General features: G+C 60.8%; 18 protein-coding genes and 1 pseudogene. 7 read left to right on the top strand and 12 right to left on the bottom strand.

Annotation, left to right across the window (positions count from 1 at the left end):
* Positions 1–104: 104 nt before the first annotated feature.
* From ACZ89R_RS07265 to ACZ89R_RS07235, 7 genes are all read left to right on the top strand, one after another.
* Positions 105–473: a DUF6124 family protein gene (locus ACZ89R_RS07265; protein ID WP_429546205.1), complete on the top strand. Its 369-nt coding sequence runs from the start codon at positions 105–107 to the stop codon at positions 471–473.
* A 256-nt stretch (positions 474–729) separates the two neighbouring features.
* Positions 730–1,146 (top strand): DoxX family protein, encoded by a 417-nt coding sequence (locus ACZ89R_RS07260; RefSeq protein ID WP_429546206.1) that lies wholly within the window; start codon positions 730–732, stop codon positions 1,144–1,146.
* Positions 1,139–1,729, top strand: a complete 591-nt coding sequence (locus ACZ89R_RS07255) for an antibiotic biosynthesis monooxygenase (RefSeq protein WP_429546207.1) — start codon at positions 1,139–1,141, stop codon at positions 1,727–1,729. Before ACZ89R_RS07260 ends, ACZ89R_RS07255 begins: the two co-directional genes overlap by 8 nt.
* Before the next feature lie 9 nt (positions 1,730–1,738).
* Positions 1,739–3,577: an amidohydrolase gene (locus tag ACZ89R_RS07250; protein WP_429546208.1), complete on the top strand. Its 1,839-nt coding sequence runs from the start codon at positions 1,739–1,741 to the stop codon at positions 3,575–3,577.
* Positions 3,578–3,646: 69 nt separating this feature from the next.
* Positions 3,647–4,273, top strand: coding sequence for an isochorismate family cysteine hydrolase YcaC (gene ycaC, locus ACZ89R_RS07245; protein WP_007900772.1), 627 nt, complete (start codon positions 3,647–3,649; stop codon positions 4,271–4,273).
* A 197-nt stretch (positions 4,274–4,470) separates the two neighbouring features.
* Entirely contained in the window at positions 4,471–5,376 is a 906-nt protein-coding gene (locus ACZ89R_RS07240; RefSeq protein WP_429546209.1) for a LysR family transcriptional regulator, read from the top strand.
* Between the two features lie 93 nt (positions 5,377–5,469).
* Positions 5,470–6,309, top strand: a complete 840-nt coding sequence (locus ACZ89R_RS07235; RefSeq protein WP_429546210.1) for a class I SAM-dependent methyltransferase — start codon at positions 5,470–5,472, stop codon at positions 6,307–6,309.
* Here the strand turns inward: ACZ89R_RS07235 and ACZ89R_RS07230 are convergent.
* The 12 genes and pseudogenes from ACZ89R_RS07230 to ACZ89R_RS07175 all read right to left on the bottom strand — a co-directional run bounded on the left by ACZ89R_RS07230 (position 6,298) and on the right by ACZ89R_RS07175 (position 19,057).
* Positions 6,298–6,606: an addiction module antidote protein gene (locus ACZ89R_RS07230; RefSeq protein WP_429546211.1), complete on the bottom strand. Its 309-nt coding sequence runs from the start codon at positions 6,604–6,606 to the stop codon at positions 6,298–6,300. The two genes, ACZ89R_RS07235 and ACZ89R_RS07230, sit on opposite strands and share 12 nt — an antisense overlap.
* A gap of 170 nt (positions 6,607–6,776) precedes the next feature.
* The gene (locus tag ACZ89R_RS07225; protein WP_429546212.1) at positions 6,777–7,466 is read right to left on the bottom strand and encodes an N-acetyltransferase; all 690 of its coding nucleotides are present in this window, start codon (positions 7,464–7,466) and stop codon (positions 6,777–6,779) included.
* A 60-nt stretch (positions 7,467–7,526) separates the two neighbouring features.
* Positions 7,527–8,339, bottom strand: a complete 813-nt coding sequence (locus ACZ89R_RS07220) for a ChbG/HpnK family deacetylase (protein WP_429543811.1) — start codon at positions 8,337–8,339, stop codon at positions 7,527–7,529.
* Positions 8,311–9,525 (bottom strand): GNAT family N-acetyltransferase, encoded by a 1,215-nt coding sequence (locus ACZ89R_RS07215; protein WP_429547883.1) that lies wholly within the window; start codon positions 9,523–9,525, stop codon positions 8,311–8,313. The genes ACZ89R_RS07220 and ACZ89R_RS07215 overlap by 29 nt, the downstream gene beginning before the upstream one ends.
* 4 nt (positions 9,526–9,529) lie before the next feature.
* Positions 9,530–10,219, bottom strand: a complete 690-nt coding sequence (locus ACZ89R_RS07210) for a GNAT family N-acetyltransferase (protein WP_429547884.1) — start codon at positions 10,217–10,219, stop codon at positions 9,530–9,532.
* Between the two features lie 92 nt (positions 10,220–10,311).
* Complete coding sequence (locus ACZ89R_RS07205; protein ID WP_429546213.1) at positions 10,312–12,231, bottom strand: hypothetical protein; 1,920 nt, start codon at positions 12,229–12,231, stop codon at positions 10,312–10,314.
* Positions 12,228–13,532 carry a lipopolysaccharide biosynthesis protein gene (locus ACZ89R_RS07200; protein WP_429546214.1) on the bottom strand — a complete coding sequence of 435 codons (1,305 nt, stop codon included), beginning with the start codon at positions 13,530–13,532 and terminating at the stop codon, positions 12,228–12,230. Before ACZ89R_RS07200 ends, ACZ89R_RS07205 begins: the two co-directional genes overlap by 4 nt.
* Positions 13,529–14,530 carry a polysaccharide deacetylase family protein gene (locus ACZ89R_RS07195; protein ID WP_429546215.1) on the bottom strand — a complete coding sequence of 334 codons (1,002 nt, stop codon included), beginning with the start codon at positions 14,528–14,530 and terminating at the stop codon, positions 13,529–13,531. Before ACZ89R_RS07195 ends, ACZ89R_RS07200 begins: the two co-directional genes overlap by 4 nt.
* Positions 14,531–14,542: 12 nt before the next feature.
* On the bottom strand, positions 14,543–15,679 hold the full coding sequence (locus ACZ89R_RS07190; RefSeq protein ID WP_429546216.1) for a glycosyltransferase: 1,137 nt from the start codon (positions 15,677–15,679) through the stop codon (positions 14,543–14,545).
* The gene (locus ACZ89R_RS07185; RefSeq protein WP_429546217.1) at positions 15,672–16,640 is read right to left on the bottom strand and encodes a glycosyltransferase family 2 protein; all 969 of its coding nucleotides are present in this window, start codon (positions 16,638–16,640) and stop codon (positions 15,672–15,674) included. Before ACZ89R_RS07185 ends, ACZ89R_RS07190 begins: the two co-directional genes overlap by 8 nt.
* A complete protein-coding gene (locus ACZ89R_RS07180; protein ID WP_429546218.1) occupies positions 16,637–18,004 on the bottom strand; it encodes an O-antigen ligase family protein in 1,368 nt (455 codons plus the stop codon). The genes ACZ89R_RS07185 and ACZ89R_RS07180 overlap by 4 nt, the downstream gene beginning before the upstream one ends.
* Positions 18,001–19,057 (bottom strand): annotated as a pseudogene (locus tag ACZ89R_RS07175) (glycosyltransferase family 4 protein). The gene ACZ89R_RS07180 and the pseudogene ACZ89R_RS07175 overlap by 4 nt, the downstream one beginning before the upstream one ends.
* Between the last annotated feature and the right edge of the window lies 1 nt (position 19,058).

Below are 19,058 nucleotides of genomic sequence, written 5' to 3'. Positions count from 1 at the left end.
GTCTACCGGGTGCCTTTGACCGGTTCGCTAACCTGCATACAGTCGCCACCCTTATTTGTTTAGCGACAGGTTCTGGTGGTGCTATTTTCCAAAGGAGATTCACCATGTTCAAAGCCACACCTAACCCGCCAGAAACCGACGACGTTTCCCCCTACGATCCCCTCGATCCCAAAAAACTCAACGAAGCCGCCGAGCGTGCTCTCGATCACTACCTCAAACCGTCCGCCCCCAAGACCCCGCGCAAACCGAGCACGATTTACACCGTCGCCCCGGGCATCGACATCGAAGAGCTACTGGCCAATGCCTGCGAATCCTTTGCCTCGGCCAAGGTGATCGCCAGTGACTGTGCCGGGTTTCTGGAGGGGGCGCAGCGCAATACGATACTGGGCGTCGCACAGCTCATCATGCTGGGTGAACTGGCTGTGAGTCGGGCGCTGGATAGTCTGGAATTGAAGGCAGCCCCGGCCGTCTGACCGGATTGAATACGAAACGGCCTTCGGGCCGTTTTTTGTGCTTGAGCAGTAGTGAGCACACACAAAAACCTGTGGGAGCGAGCCTGCTCGCGATGACGGAGTGTCAGACAACATCATTGTTGACTGGAAGGCCGCCATCGCGAGCAGGCTCGCTCCCACAGGGGAATGTGAGTTGAGCAAAGAGAGCACGTACATTCAATTTTTCCCTACCCCGTCACTGCACTATTCAGGGCAATGATTGATCAAGGGTAGGGCCATGAACGCTTTGCGATGGAATGAACAGGCTCAAGACTTCGGGCTGCTGTTTTTGCGGGTCAGTGGTGGTCTGTTTCTGCTGTGGGTTCACGGCTTGCCCAAGCTGCTGGACTTCAGTGCGCAGCTGCAACTGATCGAAGACCCTTTCCACCTCGGTGCCCACCTCACCCTGAGCCTGGCGATCTTCGCCGAAGTGCTGTGCCCATTGCTGATCGTCGCCGGCGTATTTGTGCGTCTGGCGTGCCTGCCCATTTTGTTTGTGCTGCTGGTGGCGATGCTGATCGTGCATCCGCAATGGAGCGTGGCCGAAGGGCAGTTCGGCTGGTTGCTGTTGATCCTCTTCACCAGCATTTTCATCGCCGGGCCCGGACGGCTGGCGCTCAATGTTCATCTCGCCGGAGCCCTCCGTTATGCCTGATTCCAATCGTATCGATGAGATCGTGACGCTGATCGTCAAACACCGGGTCAAGGCCGGTTTTGAAGCGGCCTATGAAGCCTGGCTGCGCAACATCGTCAGCGTGGCCGGGCAACGCGAAGGGCACTTGGGCGTGGATGTGATTCGCGGCAAGAGCGGTGGCCTCGACCTGTTCACCTGCGTGCTGCGTTTTTGCTCCACCGAGGCGATGCAGCGCTGGCTCGACTCGCCGCAACGCCAGGCGCTGGTCGACGAAGCTGCGCCGATGCTGGCCGACGGCGACCAGACCGAGGTCAACCCGGTCAATGAGTTCTGGTTCTCACCGCTGGCTGAAGCCGGTTCGCCACCGCCGCGCTGGAAGCAGGCCGTGGTGACGTTGTTGGTGATTTTGCCGCACACCTTGCTGGTGCCGCTGATCTGGGGGCCGCTGTTGCAGCTCAATGCCTTCCTGTCCAACTACGTGGTCGCCACTTTCTTGATCACCCTGACCATTGTGCTGTCGGTGGTGTACGTCTTTATGCCGCTGGCCACGCGCCTGTTCGCGCCGTGGCTGGAAGCCGGCCAGTCCCATTCCACACAGCCTTAAGGAAACGCGATGAACGCCGATCTGATTCTGTTCAATGGCCAGTTCCATACCGTTGACCGTGAGAAGCCCCTCGCCAGCGCCGTGGCGATCAGCGATGGCCGCTTCGTCGCGGTTGGTACCGATGCCGACGCCATGGCCCTGCGCGGTTCGGGCACGCAGGTCATCGACCTCAAGGGCCGTTGCGTCATCCCCGGTCTCAACGACTCGCACTTGCACCTGATCCGCGGTGGTTTGAACTACAACCTCGAACTGCGCTGGGAAGGTGTGCCGTCCCTGGCCGATGCCTTGCGCATGCTCAAGGATCAGGCCGACCGCACGCCGACGCCCCAGTGGGTTCGGGTGGTGGGTGGCTGGAACGAATTCCAGTTCGCCGAAAAACGCATGCCGACCCTGGAAGAACTCAACCAGGCCGCACCCGATACGCCGGTGTTCGTGCTGCATTTGTACGACCGCGCCTTGCTCAACCGCGCCGCGTTGCGTGTTGCCGGTTACACACGCAACACGCCGAACCCGCCGGGTGGCGAGATTGTGCGCGATGCCAACGGTGAGCCGACCGGCATGCTGGTGGCGCGGCCGAACGCGATGATTCTTTACTCGACCCTGGCCAAAGGGCCGAAGTTACCGCTGGAATATCAAGTCAACTCGACCCGCCAGTTCATGCGCGAACTCAATCGCCTCGGCCTGACCAGTGCCATCGACGCCGGCGGTGGTTTCCAGAATTACCCGGACGACTACGCGGTGATCGAGCAGTTGGCCAAGGACCAGCAACTGACCGTGCGCATCGCCTACAACCTGTTCACCCAGAAGCCCAAGGAAGAACTGACCGATTTCAAGAACTGGACCGGCAGCGTCAAGCTGCATCAGGGTGACGACTTCCTGCGGCACAACGGCGCCGGGGAAATGCTGGTGTTCTCGGCGGCGGATTTCGAAGACTTCCTCGAGCCGCGTCCGGACCTGCCGCAAACCATGGAAGACGAGCTGGAACCGGTGGTCCGCCACCTCGTCGAGCAGCGCTGGCCGTTCCGTTTGCATGCGACCTACAACGAATCCATCAGCCGCATGCTTGATGTGTTCGAGAAGGTCAACCGCGACATTCCCTTCAATGGTTTGCCATGGTTCTTCGACCACGCTGAAACCATCACCCCGCAGAACATCGAGCGGGTGAGGGCGCTGGGCGGCGGTATCGCCATCCAGGATCGCATGGCGTTCCAGGGTGAATATTTCGCCGAGCGTTATGGCGCCCAGGCCGCCGAAAACACGCCACCGATCAAGCGCATGCTGGCCGAGGGTGTACCGGTGGGGGCCGGTACCGATGCGACTCGAGTGTCCAGCTACAATCCATGGACCTCGTTGTACTGGATGGTCAGCGGTCGCACCGTCGGTGGGCTGGCGCTGCACAGCGAAGGCCTGCCCCGGCAGACCGCGCTGGAACTGTTCACCCACGGCAGTGCCTGGTTTTCCTCCGAACAAGGCAAAAAAGGCCAGATCAAGGTCGGGCAACTGGCCGACGTCGCCGCTCTGAGCGCCGACTTCTTCAGCGTCGAGGAAGAAGCGATCAAGTGGATCGAATCGGTGTTGACCGTGGTTGGCGGCAAGGTGGTGTACGCCGCCGGCGAATTCGAAAAGCTTGGACCGCCTAGCGTGCCGGTGCTGCCGGACTGGTCACCGGTGGTCAAGGTGCCGGGTCACTGGAGTCCGGCTTCACCGATGCAGGCGCAGGTTCACCAGTGCAGCGGGCCGTGCGCGGTGCATTCCCACAGCCATGAGCGGGCGCGTTTGTCGAACGCACCGGTCAGCGATTTCCAGGGGTTCTGGGGCGCGTTTGGCTGCTCGTGTTTTGCCTTCTAGTGATTAAACAATGCGCCGGCCTGGTGTGTCGGCGCCCCTGAGGTAAGTCCATCCCCCGAGGAGTTTCACATGAGCAACGTTCCTTACAAACGTCTGAACAAAGATGATGCAGTGGTATTGCTGGTTGATCACCAGACCGGCCTGATCTCGTTGGTGCAGGATTTCTCGCCCAACGAATTCAAGAACAACGTGTTGGCCTTGGGCGACATCGCCAAGTTCTTTAACCTGCCGACCGTCCTCACCACCAGTTTCGACAGCGGCCCGAATGGCCCGATCGTGCCGGAACTCAAAGAGCAGTTCCCGGACGCTCCGTTCATTGCACGCCCGGGCCAGATCAACGCCTGGGACAATGAAGACTTCGTCAAAGCCGTGAAGGCCACCGGCCGCAAGCAGTTGATCATTGCCGGTGTTGTAACTGACGTGTGTGTGGCGTTCCCGACGCTGTCGGCGCTGGCTGAAGGGTTTGAAGTGTTTGTGGTAACTGACGCTTCCGGCACCTTCAACACTACGGTGCAACAAGCGGCGTGGGCTCGCATGTCGGCTGCCGGTGCGCAACTGCTGAACTGGTTCTCCGTGGCCTGCGAGTTGCAGGGCGACTGGCGCAACGACATGGAAGGCCTGGCCAACCTGTTGTCCCAGCGCATCCCGAACTACCGCAACCTGATCAATAGCTACACGACGTTCACCGCGAAGTAAGAGGTATGGCTGCCGGCCTCGGCCGGCCGCTTGAAAAGATCGCAGGCTTCGCCAGCTCCTACATGATTGGGTACACCCGCCTGTACTCAATCCCCGTAGGGGCGGGCGAAGCCTGCGATTTTTTGATCTTTAGATTTGGGGAGTCAGAAACGAAAAAAACGGCTATAAAGCGTTTGGCTGTCAATCAGGGCGCGACAATGAATCCGTTCGAAGATATGCGTATGTTTTGCCAAGTCATGGACTCTGGCAGCTTCACGGCGGCAGCCGATCAATTAGGGTTGTCCAAGCAGTTCGTCAGCCGCCGCTTGATGCAACTGGAAAAGCGCCTCGGCGTGCGCCTGCTCAACCGTTCGACCCGGCGGTTGGACGTCACGCCGCTGGGGCAGAGTTATTACGAATCAGCCCTGCGCCTGCTCAGCGAAGTCGAGCAAGTGGAGCAGGGCATCGCCGGCCAGACCACCGAGCCTCGCGGCACCATTCGCCTGAGCGCACCGTTGTCGTTTGCCGTGGCGCATCTGGGCTGTCTGTTACCGGAGTTTTTGCAGCGTTATCGCGAGGTCACCGTGGAAGTCGACCTGAGTGATCGACCAGTGGACTTACTCGGTGAGGGCTACGATTTGGCATTGCGCATCGGCGTGCTGGAAGACTCGACGCTGATCGCCCGACGTCTCGCCTCCATCGAGCGGCTGTACTGTGCCAGCCCGGTGTATCTGGCCGAGCGGGGTACGCCGCTTAAACCCGAGGATTTACACACCCATGATTGCCTGCCTTACGGCCACGGTCGTCAGGTGCAATGGCGTTTCGAGGGGCAGGGCAAGCCGCTGAACGTCAACGTCACTGGGCGGATGCGGGTCAACAATGGTGAGTTGCTCAAGGACGCGGCCATCGCCGGTATGGGCATCACGTACCTGCCGACCTTCATCGTCGGTTCGGCCCTGGAGGACGGCCGACTTGTGCCGGTGCTGGATGATTTGCGCCCCAAGCCGCTGACCTTGTCGGCCGTCTACCCGCAGCATCGCCAGAGGTCACGACCGGTGCAGGCGCTGATCGAGTTCTTGCGTGAGCGGTTGAATCAAGGCGAAGAGGTTTCGCCCCACCGGTGATTACAAGATCGCAACAAAGCTCGAATGGTAGTTTTTCTGATGCTGATCCAGACTCGTGCCGGCCAATCAAAGGCCTGAATTCTGGAGTGTGCAATGGAAATGCCGACAAAAGAAAAAGCCATCGCCAGCAATCGCGATGCGTGGAATGACTCCGCCCAACACCACAAAGATACCCCGGAGTGGCAGGCCTGTTTGAGTGCCGTGAGCCATGGCGATTTTTCCTGCCTGGATGACACCCTCACCGGGTTGCTTCAACAGGTCGGCGTCGACGACAAGGATGTGGTGCAGCTCGGCTGCAACAACGGACGCGAAAGTCTTTCGCTGTTTGCCCTGGGGGCCCGTCGTGTCGTCGGCATTGACCAGTCGGAGGCCTTTCTCGATCAGGCCCGGGAGCTGGCATCCCGTTCGCCCCATGAGCCCGAATTCATCGAGGCTGACATCCATCATCTGCCGACTGATCTTCACCAGCGTTTCGATGTGGCGCTGATTACCATCGGCGTATTGAACTGGATGCCGGACATCGCTGAATTCTTGCGCCATGCCGCGCAAACCCTCAAGCCCGGCGGCAGCCTGGTGGTGTACGAAACCCACCCGTTCCTGGAAATGTTCGACCCCGAGTCAGCCGATCCCTACCGCCCGGACAGTTCGTATTTTCGCAGCGAACCTTTCGTCCAGAACCAGCCGATCGTTTACGAGGGTAAAGTCGAACAGCCCGCCTCAGCGTCTTACTGGTTCGTCCACACCCTGGGTGCCATCTTCACCGGTGCCGTTGAGGCGGGGTTGCAGATCGGCCACTTCAAGGAATACCCGCATTCCAACCGCGAAGAACTCTACGATCGGTATCAGCAGCAAAAGGCGCAGTTGCCGTTGTGTTACACGTTGGTGGCGGTGAAGGCGAACAATGTAGTGCCAAGGACACTCTCAGAGAGTTGAGTGATTTGCCGCATGTCCCGGTTGTGCGCAGAGATCAATGCCAAGGGCATGAATGACCTTTAGAACCGTATCAAAACGTGGTTTCGCGCCTGGCGCGAAGGCTTTGTACAGGCTTTCGCGGCCCATTCCGGAGTCTTTGGCAATTTGTGTCATGCCACGGGCCTTTACCACGTAGCCAATAGCACGAAGAAATTCTTCGTTGTCGCCGTCTGCCAGTACCTGAGAGAGGTACTCGCTGATGGCTTCGTCACTGTCGAGCAGTGCTGTTATATCGAAATTTGTGAGTTTGTGGCTCATGGTTTTGACTCCTCATTCCTGTTCGAATGTATAGGTCCGCGCAGGTATGAGGAGTCAGTCGGTTCCTTGAGAGGGGGGCATTTTTCCCTGAATTGTGTAGGCAACATACCGCCATCGCAGGAAAACCCGCGTTGGCGGCAAATCAAGCAACAAACCCCCACCAACCAAAATCACGCCTGCGCCGCAGTCACTGTCTGCTGTTCCGGTTTGCGCAGCGCAGTCAGCCGCGAGCCGCTGTAGTAGGTTTCACGGAAGAAGCGAAAGCGGCCGAACAGGTCGTAGACGTGGGTGATTCGCCCCTGTTCCTGGTAGTCCATGCGCAGGTGCATTTTCATGGCCTGGATGTTGCGGACATCGCAGACGTCCATGACCTTGTCGCAACCTTGGTCCCGCATCGCACCCCAGATATTGTACTGGGCGTCCACCGACAGGCTGGAGCCGAAGTAGAGAGGGATCATTTCACCGCCGAACTGGAAAAACTCACCGGGTTTGACCCGGAACCAGCAGCCATAATAATGCTGGTCAAAGTAGTCACTGAGGCTGCCCCAGATGAATCCAATCGCATCACCTGCCTCGTCCACATACATATGCCCGGTGTGACCTTCGGAGGCGATCTGGGCCATGGCCTTGACGCGGTTACCGTAATACTTGGTGAAAGCGATGGCGTTCTCCTGGGTAATCGTCACCCGCTTCAAACCCGTATAGGGCCGTAGTTTGTGCGGCGCCACCGGGGTGACCAGATCGCGCCCCAGCCACAACAGTTCTCGGTGGAAGTACACATAGCGCTTCCAGAGCGTCTGGAGCGTGTGGAGCAGGCCTTTTTGTTTGATTCGTTCGCGAAGCTTGGCGATGGCGCTCATGAAGTCCTCCGTGGCTGAAGCCAGGGTTGGGTGGGGAACGTTTTTTTCAATGGCGATTAATCAAGGTTGCAACGTTCGTAGGTCAATCGAGTACTGCGGTTCCTCTTCGAACGTCCTTGGCACTGCGGCATAGGACACTCTCGGAATGCCCGGAAGACGCAGCTCCAGAATGTGAGCCAGAGACTCTCCGGGGTTTAAATAGATATCGCCAAAATCGGCGCCGATATGGGTCGGGTGGACGACGATCTCCAGCAGTCCGTCGATCGGCATCGCCACGTTGCGCAGGTCTACCGGGGTACATACGTACTGGGCGGTCGCTCCGGCGAGGCGGTTCAATCGATGATTGAGCAGTGTCTTGAACACCCGCTTGCGCACACTCAGGTTATTTCCCAGATGGCGCGCCAGTCGCACGGGCACCCCTTGGTAGGCGGCAAAGCGCGCGACGATTTCGCCGATGGGCCAGATGTTGTGCACGTGCTGATGGGAATCGATGTGGCTGGGGCGCAGGCCGTTGTCCAGGCAACGTTGCCATTGGGCCTGGAGTTCCTCCAGCACCGCTTCGCGATCCAGGCGGTTGAGCCAGAGGCTGTGGCGGGGCAGGTCGAGATCGAACATGCCCTGGCTGTCGCAGAACGTCGAGCGCGCGAGAATCGACGGGCTCAACGGCCGGCCATAGGTGAGGTTGAAGTGCAAGCCGATTCGTCCCTGGAGCAACGGCTGCCGGGCCAGGACGCAGGCTTCCTCGAACGCCGGCATATTGGCCATGGCGGTGGCGGAGCTGATGACCCCGGCCTGGAAGGCACCGAGGATCACTGCGTTTTCGCTCAGGCTGAGGCCGAAATCGTCAGCGTTGACTATGACTTGGCGAGGCATGTTTGCCCTCCCTGTTTTTTTCGGTGGGCGCAGGGCCTTTGTCGACACGAGTGGGTGTCGGAGGGGATGCAGGAGCAACTGATGCATGCCAGGCCCGCCATTTTTTCAACCACGGCTTGAATTGATGCCAGAGTCGCATGGTCAGCCCCAAGGCGAGGCCGCTGGGGCGCCAGGAGTAGAAGCTCCAGCGCCAGTGCTCAAGTTGCCCGGTCATGCGCTCCTGGAGTTGATGGCTGGAGTTCATCAGGCTGACCCGCGAAGCGTCGATCCAGTGCCAGTTGTCGTCCAGGCCCCAGCGAATCCACTCTTCGAGCAACACACGACCGCTGCCCATATCGGCGTATTTGGGCAGGAACGCCAGGTTGTAGTCGTACAGCCGGCCCTCTTCCAGCAAGCCGAGCCGGTAGCTTATGCAGCGCCCGTCCACCTCCAGCAGCACCACCCGCAGCAGTCCCTGTTCGGCGAGGGCGGTGAAGGCCAGGTTGATCCATTGTCGGCTACGATTGCTGGTGAAAATCCCGACGCCTTCGACACCTTTCCAACTCTGTACTTCGACTTCGCTGAGGGCCTGCAATATAGGCCCGATGGTGGCTGCGTCAGGGCTAATGCGTCGGACCTGAGCGCCATAGGCCAGGATGCGTTTACGCGCCCGGCGCAGTTTGTAGCGCGGGTCGCCGGACACTTCCTGGCGGTCGGTGTCGCTGATCAAATGCACCGGCACCCGGCAACTGATGCGACGTTCACCGGTCGAGCTGTGGGCCATCCATGCGGTCAGCGTGCTTTCTTCGCCGATGGGTTCGGACAATTCGTTGAGTTGCAGCATCGCATGGGGCAAGTGACGGCGGATGATCACCAGCGCCTTGCGCATGCTGTCGGCATCGAGGCAGGTGAGCAGGGCCAGGCGATCGGTGAGGGGATAACCGAGGTGACGCAAGACCCGAAATGGCAGCCTTCCAAAGCGCTCCACGGACGCCACCAGCGGCAGGCACAAGGCCAATTCATCACCTTGCCAGCCCAGTAGAACGTGCAAGCGTTCCCCGGCGGTCAGTGCCTGTTCCGATGCGCACAGCCAGGCGAGGGTGTTGAACGGCGTATGGTCCGTCACGCGCCTGCGCAACCCCTCATAAGCAGCTGCCGGAAAGTCCGGGGCGCACAGCGAGGTGCGCCATTCGAATCGAGCCATCATATTTTCACGCCACTGACTCAGGAACAGGTGAACGGGACGGTTTTCGTAGCGCATCCAGGCGTGAGTCGCTGTAACGGGTTTCACGCAAGAAACGCCAGCGACCGAATAATCGATAGACGTGCTGGATGCGTCCTTGCTCTTGATAGCCCATGCGGATGTGCAGTTTCAGCGCCGGTACGTTGCGGGCATCGCAGACATCCACGACCGTGTGGCAGCCTTGGGCCTGCATGGCTTTCCAGAGTCGCAGTTGCAGGTCCACCGAGAGCGTGGTGCCCCAATACGCGCGAGCCAGTTCGCCGCCGAATTCGAAGAATTCGCCTTTTTTTACCGGGAACCTGCAGCCATAGAAATGGCGGTCGTGGTACTCCCGGGTGCTGCCCCAGATGAAGGCCACCGCGTCGCCTTTGCCATCCAGATACATGTGCCCGGTGTAACCCTCGGTGGCCAGTTCTTCCATGATGTTGACCCGGTCGCCAAAGTGACGGGCAAAGGCTGCGGTGTTGTGCACCGTGATGGTCTTCACTTGCAGCGGTGGGCAAGGTTTGAGCTGGTGGGGCGGTACCGGGCTGACCAGGTCACGCTTCATCCACAGAAGCTCCCAGTGAACGAACATGTAGCGTCTCCAAAGGAGCCGGACTGTTGCACGCAGGCCTTTTCGTTTGATGTGTTGGCGAAGTTTTCCCAAGGCATTCATATCATTGCCTCCTGACAGAGACCGGTCACCGCTGGCGTGGTGAAACGCGCGGTCGAGAGCGGCACGGTCGTGGTGATGCAAGTTGGCGGCGTTCATGAGGCTCTCCAGCTCAAGGCGAACAGGGTTTCGCCCGGCAGGTCGAAGCTGACGCGACCGTCGTGACAGGTGAACTGAGCGCTACGACTGCGGCTGTCGGCACCGAAGTACACCAGCGCTCCCTTGGCTAGCGGGCACGTCGCGCCGCCCAGATCGACACGCTGCAAGCGCCCCCCTTTATTGACCCCTAACAGGCTGCGCTGGCGCTCGGTGGCCATGGCCAACACATCGACTTCGAAAGCGTCGTTGTCCAGGCGCATGACGTTTTTCAGCCAGTGCTGCTGAATGAATTGCTGGGCCAGGCCCACCGGCTTGAGTTCGAAACGATCGCCGCCCAGCACCCGCACCATGCCTTTGGGGTAGGTCGGTTCGTCGGCGGCCTGGAACCAGTTGAGCATGTCCAGCAACCCATCCTGCGCCGAGTTGATGACCACCGAAGTCCACCACAGCGAAGCAAAGTGGGTTTCCTGATCATAGGGGCTCAGGCTTGAACCGCTGGACAGGTTGGTCTGATCCAGCAGCAAGGCTTTGCGTGGCCGGCCCTTGGCATCGAGGCCCACCAGCTCGGCGGCACGGCGTACGCTGTCGCGGTAGACCCGAGTGGCCAGCAGGTCGCGAATCATCCATTCGTGCCAGGCGAGGGCGTCGATCTGCTCACCGGATTCGGCCAGCAGGCGCCTCGCCCAATCGATACCGCGCTTGTCGACGGCGTTGTCGGCGAACGGGCCGTTGACGAAGCGTGAAGTGGCGGGCATGGCGATGCGCACACCGGCCTTGGCGTTGGCCGGATCGCTGCGCACCTGCCGGGCCATGCTGTTGAAAATCGACTGGTAGTCGGCGTAGCTCGGGTAGTTGAGGTTCGGCTCGTCGGCGAACGCGATGTAGTGCGTACCGGTGCCGCCAAGGGCGCGAGTGGCGGCGAGCCAGGCATCGAGGCCGGCGTTGCTTTGAGTGTCGGCGCGCAAGTCCGCCTGACGCTGGCTGCCGGCCAACAGCGTGAGGTCCTGGGTGATGCCGAAGCGGTTCTGATAGAGCTGGCGGAACGCATCTTCGTGGTGCGGATTTTGCGCGGTGACGTCAACGAAACTGTAATAGGTGCCCGCCTGAGGCTTGAGGGCGTCGAGCGCTGCGAAACTGGATTGAGGGGGCAGCACGTAGGGCAAATAAATGCCCAGGTTCGGGGTGGGGCCGAGCATTTCTTTGTGCAGGGTCAAGCGGGTCTGGCCATCGTCTTCGCGCAGCGGTTTGAGCTGCTGCGGTTTCTGGGCAAACAGATTCGCCGTGCCATCGAGCCAGAACGCGACCTTGCCGCTGCCTTGCAGGCGCAGGCGCCAGACCTGTTCGTCCTGAGTGACGGGCAATGCCACCTGATCGAACTGCCAATAGGCGCGATGGGGTTTCAGCGCCAGGGACAACTGTTTGTTGTCGCTCACGCGCTGGGCCTGCAGGGCGTTGATCCCACCGTGAAACTTGCCGGCCAGTACGGCGTGTTCCCCGGGTGCGACCTTGAAATACAGCTCATCGCCGCCGCGGGTTTCGGCGCTGAAATGCACCTTGGCGGGGGCGAACAACGCCACTGTGCGTTCATCGTGTTCGATCGTGTAGCGGCGGAAACTGTAGCCCGGGATTTCCAGTCGATAACTGGCGGCACTCGGCGCCAGTGGCCAACTCTGCTTGCCTCGGGTTTCACTGGCGGCGATCAGGCGCTCGCCCTTGAGGTTGCCGTTGCCGTCGAGCAGGTACAGGCGTTCTTCGTTGGCATCGGCCTGCCACGCCGGAGCCCAGCGAACAGTCAGCGTGTCGGGGCGATCCGTTTGCAGGTACAGGCTGCCGTCGCGAATATCAGCCCAGCGCATGGGCGCCGCCTGGGCGCTCAAACCGAGGCTCAGGCTCAACAGCAGCATGAGGCGTTTCATGCCGATTTCCGTTGCAGCATCTGAAGCATCGGAGCCACATCGCTGGGCAGGATGATCAGGGTTTGCCAGACGGGTACGCCACTCAACCGGCAATACATCACCAGCAGCGCGAGGGTTACCGCCAGGTAGGCGATGGACGATGCCGTCGCAGCGCCGACGATGCCGTAAATCGGGATCAGCAACAGGTTCAGGGCCAGGTTCAGCAACGCGCCGAGGCCCATCAACAGCGAAATCGTGCCGGGGCGGTTTTTGCCCAGCAAGTCCAGGCGCAGGATGCTCGCATAGCAAAGGCCGAGCAGCCCCGGCAGCAGCGCCAGCAACGCCGGGTAGGCTGGCTGATAGGCAATGCCGAACAGCGTGACGATCAGCCATTCACCGATCACCGCCATGGTCAGGCAGGCACCGAGCATCACCGTGGCGGTCAGGCGCAGCGCCAACGGCGTCAGGCGATCCATGCCTTCGTCCTGTTGCAGCAGGCGTTTCATCAGCGGCGTCGTCACCGCCTCCGGGACGATCAGCAGCAACTCGGCAGCGGCGCTGGCCATGGCGTAATGCCCCAACGCGGTGCTGCCGAGCAGGGCGCCGATGAACAGGTAATCGGAGCGCAGAATCACTTGCTGGAACAACAGGTCCGGATGGCTGCGAGCGCTGTAGCGCCACAGTTCATTCTGGCTGGCACGGTCCCATTGCAACTTCAAGGGCTGAGCGCGCTTGAGCCAGAACCACCCGGCCAGCACCACCAGGCTGAGGCCGGCCAGCCAACTGATCAGCGCCGCTTCCAGGGCTGCGTCTTTCCACATCCAGAACAAGGCCAGAAACAGCAGCAGGGGGGCCAGGGATTCCACCAGCCGCAAGGCGTTGAACGCCACCACACCGCCCGACGCATTGTGCAAGGTCAGCAGGCCGCTCTTGAGGACGGTCAGCGGCACCGCCAGCAGCAACAGCCAGGCGAGCAATCCCAGTTGCGTGGTGATGTCGAGTTCACCACCGAACTCGCGCACCAGCGCCACCACCAGCAATGTCAGCAAACCCGCCAGCAGGCAACCGAACACCAGCACCTGGCTCAACAACAATCCCATGGGCCGTTGCTTGGCCGCCTGATACCCCACCGCCGAATTCAGCCCGCCGCTGGTGGCGGCGCTGATCAAATCGGGCAGGGTACTGAGCAACGCAAACAGACCGCGCTCGCTGGGCCCCAGAATCCGCGCCAGCAATACATTGCGCAGCAGCCGCAGGCCGATCATCGCCAGTTTGGTGCCCATGCTCAGGGCCAGGTGTTTGAGGTAATGACTGCGACTCATGGCCGGGCTCCGCGGTAGATGCGCCAGGACAGCAACTCCGGATTGCGCGCCGTGCGATGGCTGATGCCGATTCGCGGCAAGGCCAATGGATCGCTGATACCCCGATAAATCCCGAGGTCGGTGCCCAGGGCAAACGGGAAGTCGTGGTCCGCCACGTGTTCGCGCACCCGCGCATCATGGTTGCCATTGGGATAGCAGTAGACCGGCAGCGGCCGGTTGCAACCGTTGTGCAGGGCATTGCGGCTGCGGCTCAGTTCTTCATCCAGACGTTGGTCGTCCAGGTCGGTGAGAATCGCGTGGCTGGCGCCGTGCGGACCGAAGCGGATCAACCCGCTGGCTTCCAGCGCGCGTACCTGATGCCAGTCCAGGGCCTGGGGCAACGACTCTTCAGGGCACTGATCGGTGAGCCGATTCAGTTCGCCCGACGGCAGATTTTTCAGGCTGTGCAGAAAGTGCAAAAGCGCCAGGCTACGGCGCTGCACATCCAGATCATCGAGCAGCACCGGTAACGGTCGTCTGATCTGTTGCAAGCATTCAATCAAATGCGTCCGGGCTTTTTCACCGTGGCTGTGCCACAGGGTTTCTCCCAGGCTTTCCCACCAGAAGCGTTGTCGGCTGCCGATGAAATCGGTGGAGAGAAAAATGCTCGCCGGCACCTGATACTTTTTCAGCAGCGGGAAGGCATTCAGCGCGTTGTCGCGCCAGCCGTCGTCGAAGGTCAGCGCGATTTTTGGTCGTCCGGTCCTGATGGCGCCCGGTTGCAAGATCTCCATCAGAGGCACGCAGTCGAAGTTCTTTTTCAACCAGGCGAGCAGATGTTCGAATGCCTTCGGCCCGACGCACAGTTCATTGCGATGGGGCAGGTCGGCGGCGCGGTCATTGGCCAGCACCCGATGCAGCATCAGGATCACCCCGGCACCGTGCAGTTGATGACGGCCTACGGGCGAGTTGAGATAAAGCCAGCCACTGGTGCGTTTTAATAATTGTTTGATCGCCATGGCACGGTCCTTTCAACGATTTTGCTCGGGGTTCCATTGCGCGTACCGCTGGCCGCGCAAGAACTGCCAAAGACCGATACTCATCCCGGCCAGGGTCACCAGAACAAACGCGGCGAGGCGAAAGGGTTTGGGCAAACGGTGTTGCACATCCAGCAGGCCGACGATAGCCATCGCGTAACCGAGCAGTTGCGCGATCAGGCTCAGGCGATAGAAGCCATGAACATTCCACAGCCAGACATTGCTCAGCAGCAACGGCACCAACAGGATCGGTGCCAGGCGTCGAATCAGCTTGTGGCTGATCAGTGCAATCGCATACAGGCCATACCGCCAAGGGTTCAGCAGCTCCCGGCGCTGGGCCAGGCTTTGCAGACCGCCGACGGTGACGCGTTGGCGGCGGCGCCATTGCTTGGCGATTTCGTCGACGCCCTGGTCGCTCACTTGTGCTTGGGGCACGTAGACGATGCGTTTGAACGCCACCGGTGCGCAGGTGCTGATAAAGAAGTCATCGTTGACCTCCGCCGGCACGTGCTGGAACAACTCGCGGCGCAGGGCGAGCAGGGCGCCGTCGGCGGAGACCATGCAGCCGGTGCGATTTTCCACCTTGCGCAACCAGCCTTCGTAATGCCGATAAAGGCTGTCGCCCAGGCTCAGGCCCTTGCCCGGCACCGGGATCAGCATGTGCCCGGCACAGGCCCCGACCTGTGGATCGGCCAGGGGCGCGAGCAACTGGCCGAGGGTGTCGGTCGACCATTGGTTGTCGGCATCGGTGAACACCAGAATCTCGCCCGTGCTCAGGGCTACGGCAGCATTCAAGGTGGCTGCCTTACCCTGACGAGGCAGGTCGAGCACGCTGATGCGCGGGTCAATGACCTTGTGGGCGCAGGCCACGGTGTCGTCGGTGGAGCCGTCGCTGGCCAGAATGATCTGTAGCGAGCGCGCCTGATAATCCTGGGCGAGCAGGATGCGCAATTTCTCTTCGATATGCCGGGCTTCGTTGTGCGCGGCGATGATGATGCTGACATTCATGGGGGGGGCTGGCGCATGACGCCGCGCGCGGAACAACGGCGCGATCAGTGTCAGCAGCAGCGGATAGCCCAGCCAGGCATACACCGGCAATAACAGGCACAACCAGAAAATGAATTCAGCCACGGGCCGGCCTCCTGGCATTCCAATGACACAGGCTCAAAATGAGCGCAGCACCGGCCAGGTGCAGGCGCACCCAGTGCAGGCTCCACAGTTGCAGCATCAGGCCTATGTCATGGTGTTTCAGGCTTTGGCGCAGGCTCAGCACCAGCGCTGGCAGGCTGGTGATGAATACGATGAACAACGCCGCTTTGGGGAAACCATTGAGCAGGGCCGACAGAGCGATGAAATCCAGTGCCCAGACGCCCATCGAAAAGGCCGGGAATCGCAGCAAGCGCAGGCTCATCCCTTGGGTGCGCAGCAGTTGCAGGTGACTGCCCTGGCGCCACAACTCCTTGCCCATCCATTCACGCCAACTGCCTTCGAAACCCCAATGCAAGGCGACACTTTGATTGACCGCGAGCAATCGCGCGCCGGCTTCACTCAGGCGCAAGGTGAACGCTTTGTCTTCGCCGGTGCGCAGGGTTTCGTCGAAGCCGCCGACCTTGTCGAACCAGCTGCGGCGCATCAGCAGGTTGGCGCTGGGCAGCCATTGCAACGGGTGCAAGGCGTGAGTGGTCGGGCGGGCCATGCGGCGTTGCCAGGCCGTGGCAAACCATGGCGCCTGGACAGGGGTGTGCAAGTCCAGGGCGAGGACATCGGCCTGGCCGCCGGACTCGAGTTCGAAAAGCCGCGTCAACCAATCCTCGGGCATCTCGATATCGGCATCGATGAAGCCCAGCCACTCACCCGTTGCCACCGCCGCCCCGCGATTGCGCAAGGCGCCGATCAGCAAGCCGGGCAGCACCAGCACCTGCGCACCAAATTGGCGAGCGATGTGCGGGCCCTGATCGTCGGAGCCGTTATCGACCACAATCAACTCGCATTCCAGCCTCGCCGCCTCGACGGCCTTTTTCGCGGCAAGCAATGTACGGCCGATGTGTCGGGCCTCGTTGTACATCGGGATGACGAGGCTGATGCGGCTCATGCGCTGGCCTCCGTCGGCGGACGTTCTTCAGCCTTGAGGCGCAACACGAACGTCAGCGCGAGCATGATCCACAGGTATTTGTGATTCGGTGCGCTGAGGAACATCAAAAACAGCAGCAACGACACATAGCTCATGCTCAGGTGCGTGATCAGGTCGGCCTGTTCCCAATTTCGTCGCAGCATCCAGGCGTGACGGGCGCGGACCAGGTTGTACATCCCCAGGCCCAGCATGCCGACGAACAACAGGCCGGCGGGAATCCCCACTTCGCTGAAGATTTCCAGGTAAGTATTGTGCGCGCGGCGATACAGGTCGCCGGGCTTGCGGTTGGCGGAAAACACTTTGGCGTAACCGGTGGTGGCGTAGTGCAGCGGGAAGGTGCCGGGGCCGGAACCGAGTAAGGGGTGCTCTTGGATGATCTGGCTGCCGACCAGGATGTACGACGCGCGGCGGCCCAGGGATTCGTCCTGGCTCTTGGCCCCGGCTTTCAAGATGCTCAAGGACTGGATACGCGCGATGTAACCGGCCGGCATCGAATAAATGGCCAGCGGGATCACGATCGCGAGGCCAAGCATGGCAAAACCCAAGTGGCGCGGACGGATGCGCGGCAGCTGCGCACGGTAGTGCCAGGCGCCGATCATCAAGCTGAGAAAAAGCACCACCAGCCCGGAACGGGAATCGGTCTTGGTCATGCCACCCAGCAGCAAAATGCAGCAGCCGCCCCAGAACAGTCGGTGCAGCAGGTTCGGGCCGCGGATCACCAGCAGCAGCGCCAATGGCACGGCGAAGGCAATCAGCAGGGCAAAGGAGTTCGGGTCTTCCAGCAGCCCGGAGGCGCGGCCCTGGTCCTGATACTTGGTGGAGAACATGGCCAGCGCGCTGGTCGCGCTGACGCTGAGGGTCACCAACCGGGCGAACATATCGAGGTTCAACTCACGGCCGATCAGCAAGGTGATCACAAACAGAACCAGGCCGACGCTCAGATCCCGCAGATGACTCTGGGACATGTCCAGGTTATCGGTATTGATCATGCTCAACAGGTACAACACCATGAACCAGATCAGGAAGCGCCAGATGTTGCTGCGCAGGCGCTCGGACGGAATCTGGTGGATAGCCAGTTGCAACATCACGATCAGCGCCAGTGACGCACCGATGAATTTGGTGCCCGATAGCGCGCTGCCCTTGAAGAAACCTTCGAACGGCACCAGCGCCGCGATGCCCAACAAACCCCAGGCAGGTTTTCGGTACAGCACCGCGACAGCCACCAGGCCCAGTACTGCGCCTGGCGCCAGATACGGATAAGGGCTGGCCAGCAAACCAAGGCAGACCAGGGCGAGCAGACTGACGATCGAGAGCGGAAAGATCACGCGCGTGCCTCCCGTGCAGTACGGATATAAAGCTGCGACCAGCGTTCGGCCAAGGCCTTCAGGTCGTAACGGTCCAATTGCGTACGTCTTGCGTTGTCGATCAATTCGCGAGCCAGGGCCGGTTCACTCAGCAGCGTGTCGATCTGCCGGGCGAGGGCGGCGCTGTCGGTGGGTGTCGCCAGCAGGCCGTTGTGCCGGTCCTCCAGCACATCGGGAATACCGCCGACGCTGAACGCCACCACCGGCACTCCGGCCTGCATGGCCTCCAGCAAAATCATCGGCGTGCCCTCGGTACGCGAACTGATCACCAGCGCATCGAGTTGCTGCCACCACCGGTTCATGTCGGTTTGATAACCCGGCAAGGTGATGCGTTTGTGCAAGCCGGCAGCGGCAATCCGCGCCAGCAAGGTTTTCTGTTCCGGGCCGTCGCCGAGCATCACGGCGTCCAGTTGCGGGTGTTGCTGACAGAGCGGAATCAGGGCATCGAGAAACAGGTCCGGGCCTTTCTCATTGCTCAGCCGACCGACGTAACCCGCCAGCCAGCGCGGGTGTGTGGCAGTGTGCGGTAGCAGGCCGCTGGCCTTTGGCAGACCATTGGGAATCACTTGCAGTTTCTCCGTCCGGACACAGGCCTTGCGGTGCAGCACGGCGATGCTTTCGGCCACGCAAACCACGCGGTGCACCGACGCCGTGCGACACAATTGCAAACTCAGCCAGCCATAAACGCGTTGCTTGCGACTGCGCGGAGTGAAACCGTGTTGAGTAATCACCAACGGCAAGTCCAACAACGTGGCGGCCGCCCAGCCAAATAACAGACCCTTGAAATTGTGCGTGTTGATCAGCGGCTGTTCAGCTCGCCGCTGACGTAAATGACGCAGCAATTCCCTCAAAACCCGTGAAGCTACGGCAGTCGACCCCAGCCCCGCGAAATCGCGCGATCAGCGCTGGCGGCGCATCGAGAAACAGCACTTGGTGCTGCCCCGGCGTCGCCAGGCAATGGTCCAGCAGCATCCGCTCAGCCCCATAGAAGCCGCCGCTGCTGATCAAATGCATG

This window comes from Pseudomonas sp. TE3728 (genome assembly GCF_056279145.1).
This window is presented reverse-complemented; position numbering and strand designations above follow the sequence as displayed.

What these genes read in the sequence shown, in the direction of transcription:
- ACZ89R_RS07260 (WP_429546206.1), top strand. Translation starts at nt 730, where the DNA reads ATGAACGCTTTGCGATGGAATGAACAGGCTCAAGACTTCGGGCTGCTG.
- ACZ89R_RS07215 (WP_429547883.1), bottom strand. Translation starts at nt 9,525, where the DNA reads ATGATGGCTCGATTCGAATGGCGCACCTCGCTGTGCGCCCCGGACTTT.
- ACZ89R_RS07220 (WP_429543811.1), bottom strand. Translation starts at nt 8,339, where the DNA reads ATGCCTCGCCAAGTCATAGTCAACGCTGACGATTTCGGCCTCAGCCTG.
- ACZ89R_RS07210 (WP_429547884.1), bottom strand. Translation starts at nt 10,219, where the DNA reads ATGAATGCCTTGGGAAAACTTCGCCAACACATCAAACGAAAAGGCCTG.
- ACZ89R_RS07265 (WP_429546205.1), top strand. Translation starts at nt 105, where the DNA reads ATGTTCAAAGCCACACCTAACCCGCCAGAAACCGACGACGTTTCCCCC.
- ACZ89R_RS07225 (WP_429546212.1), bottom strand. Translation starts at nt 7,466, where the DNA reads ATGAGCGCCATCGCCAAGCTTCGCGAACGAATCAAACAAAAAGGCCTG.
- ACZ89R_RS07240 (WP_429546209.1), top strand. Translation starts at nt 4,471, where the DNA reads ATGAATCCGTTCGAAGATATGCGTATGTTTTGCCAAGTCATGGACTCT.
- ACZ89R_RS07200 (WP_429546214.1), bottom strand. Translation starts at nt 13,532, where the DNA reads ATGAGTCGCAGTCATTACCTCAAACACCTGGCCCTGAGCATGGGCACC.
- ACZ89R_RS07235 (WP_429546210.1), top strand. Translation starts at nt 5,470, where the DNA reads ATGGAAATGCCGACAAAAGAAAAAGCCATCGCCAGCAATCGCGATGCG.
- ACZ89R_RS07250 (WP_429546208.1), top strand. Translation starts at nt 1,739, where the DNA reads ATGAACGCCGATCTGATTCTGTTCAATGGCCAGTTCCATACCGTTGAC.
- ACZ89R_RS07195 (WP_429546215.1), bottom strand. Translation starts at nt 14,530, where the DNA reads ATGGCGATCAAACAATTATTAAAACGCACCAGTGGCTGGCTTTATCTC.
- ACZ89R_RS07205 (WP_429546213.1), bottom strand. Translation starts at nt 12,231, where the DNA reads ATGAAACGCCTCATGCTGCTGTTGAGCCTGAGCCTCGGTTTGAGCGCC.
- ACZ89R_RS07230 (WP_429546211.1), bottom strand. Translation starts at nt 6,606, where the DNA reads ATGAGCCACAAACTCACAAATTTCGATATAACAGCACTGCTCGACAGT.
- ACZ89R_RS07185 (WP_429546217.1), bottom strand. Translation starts at nt 16,640, where the DNA reads ATGAGCCGCATCAGCCTCGTCATCCCGATGTACAACGAGGCCCGACAC.
- ycaC (WP_007900772.1), top strand. Translation starts at nt 3,647, where the DNA reads ATGAGCAACGTTCCTTACAAACGTCTGAACAAAGATGATGCAGTGGTA.
- ACZ89R_RS07255 (WP_429546207.1), top strand. Translation starts at nt 1,139, where the DNA reads ATGCCTGATTCCAATCGTATCGATGAGATCGTGACGCTGATCGTCAAA.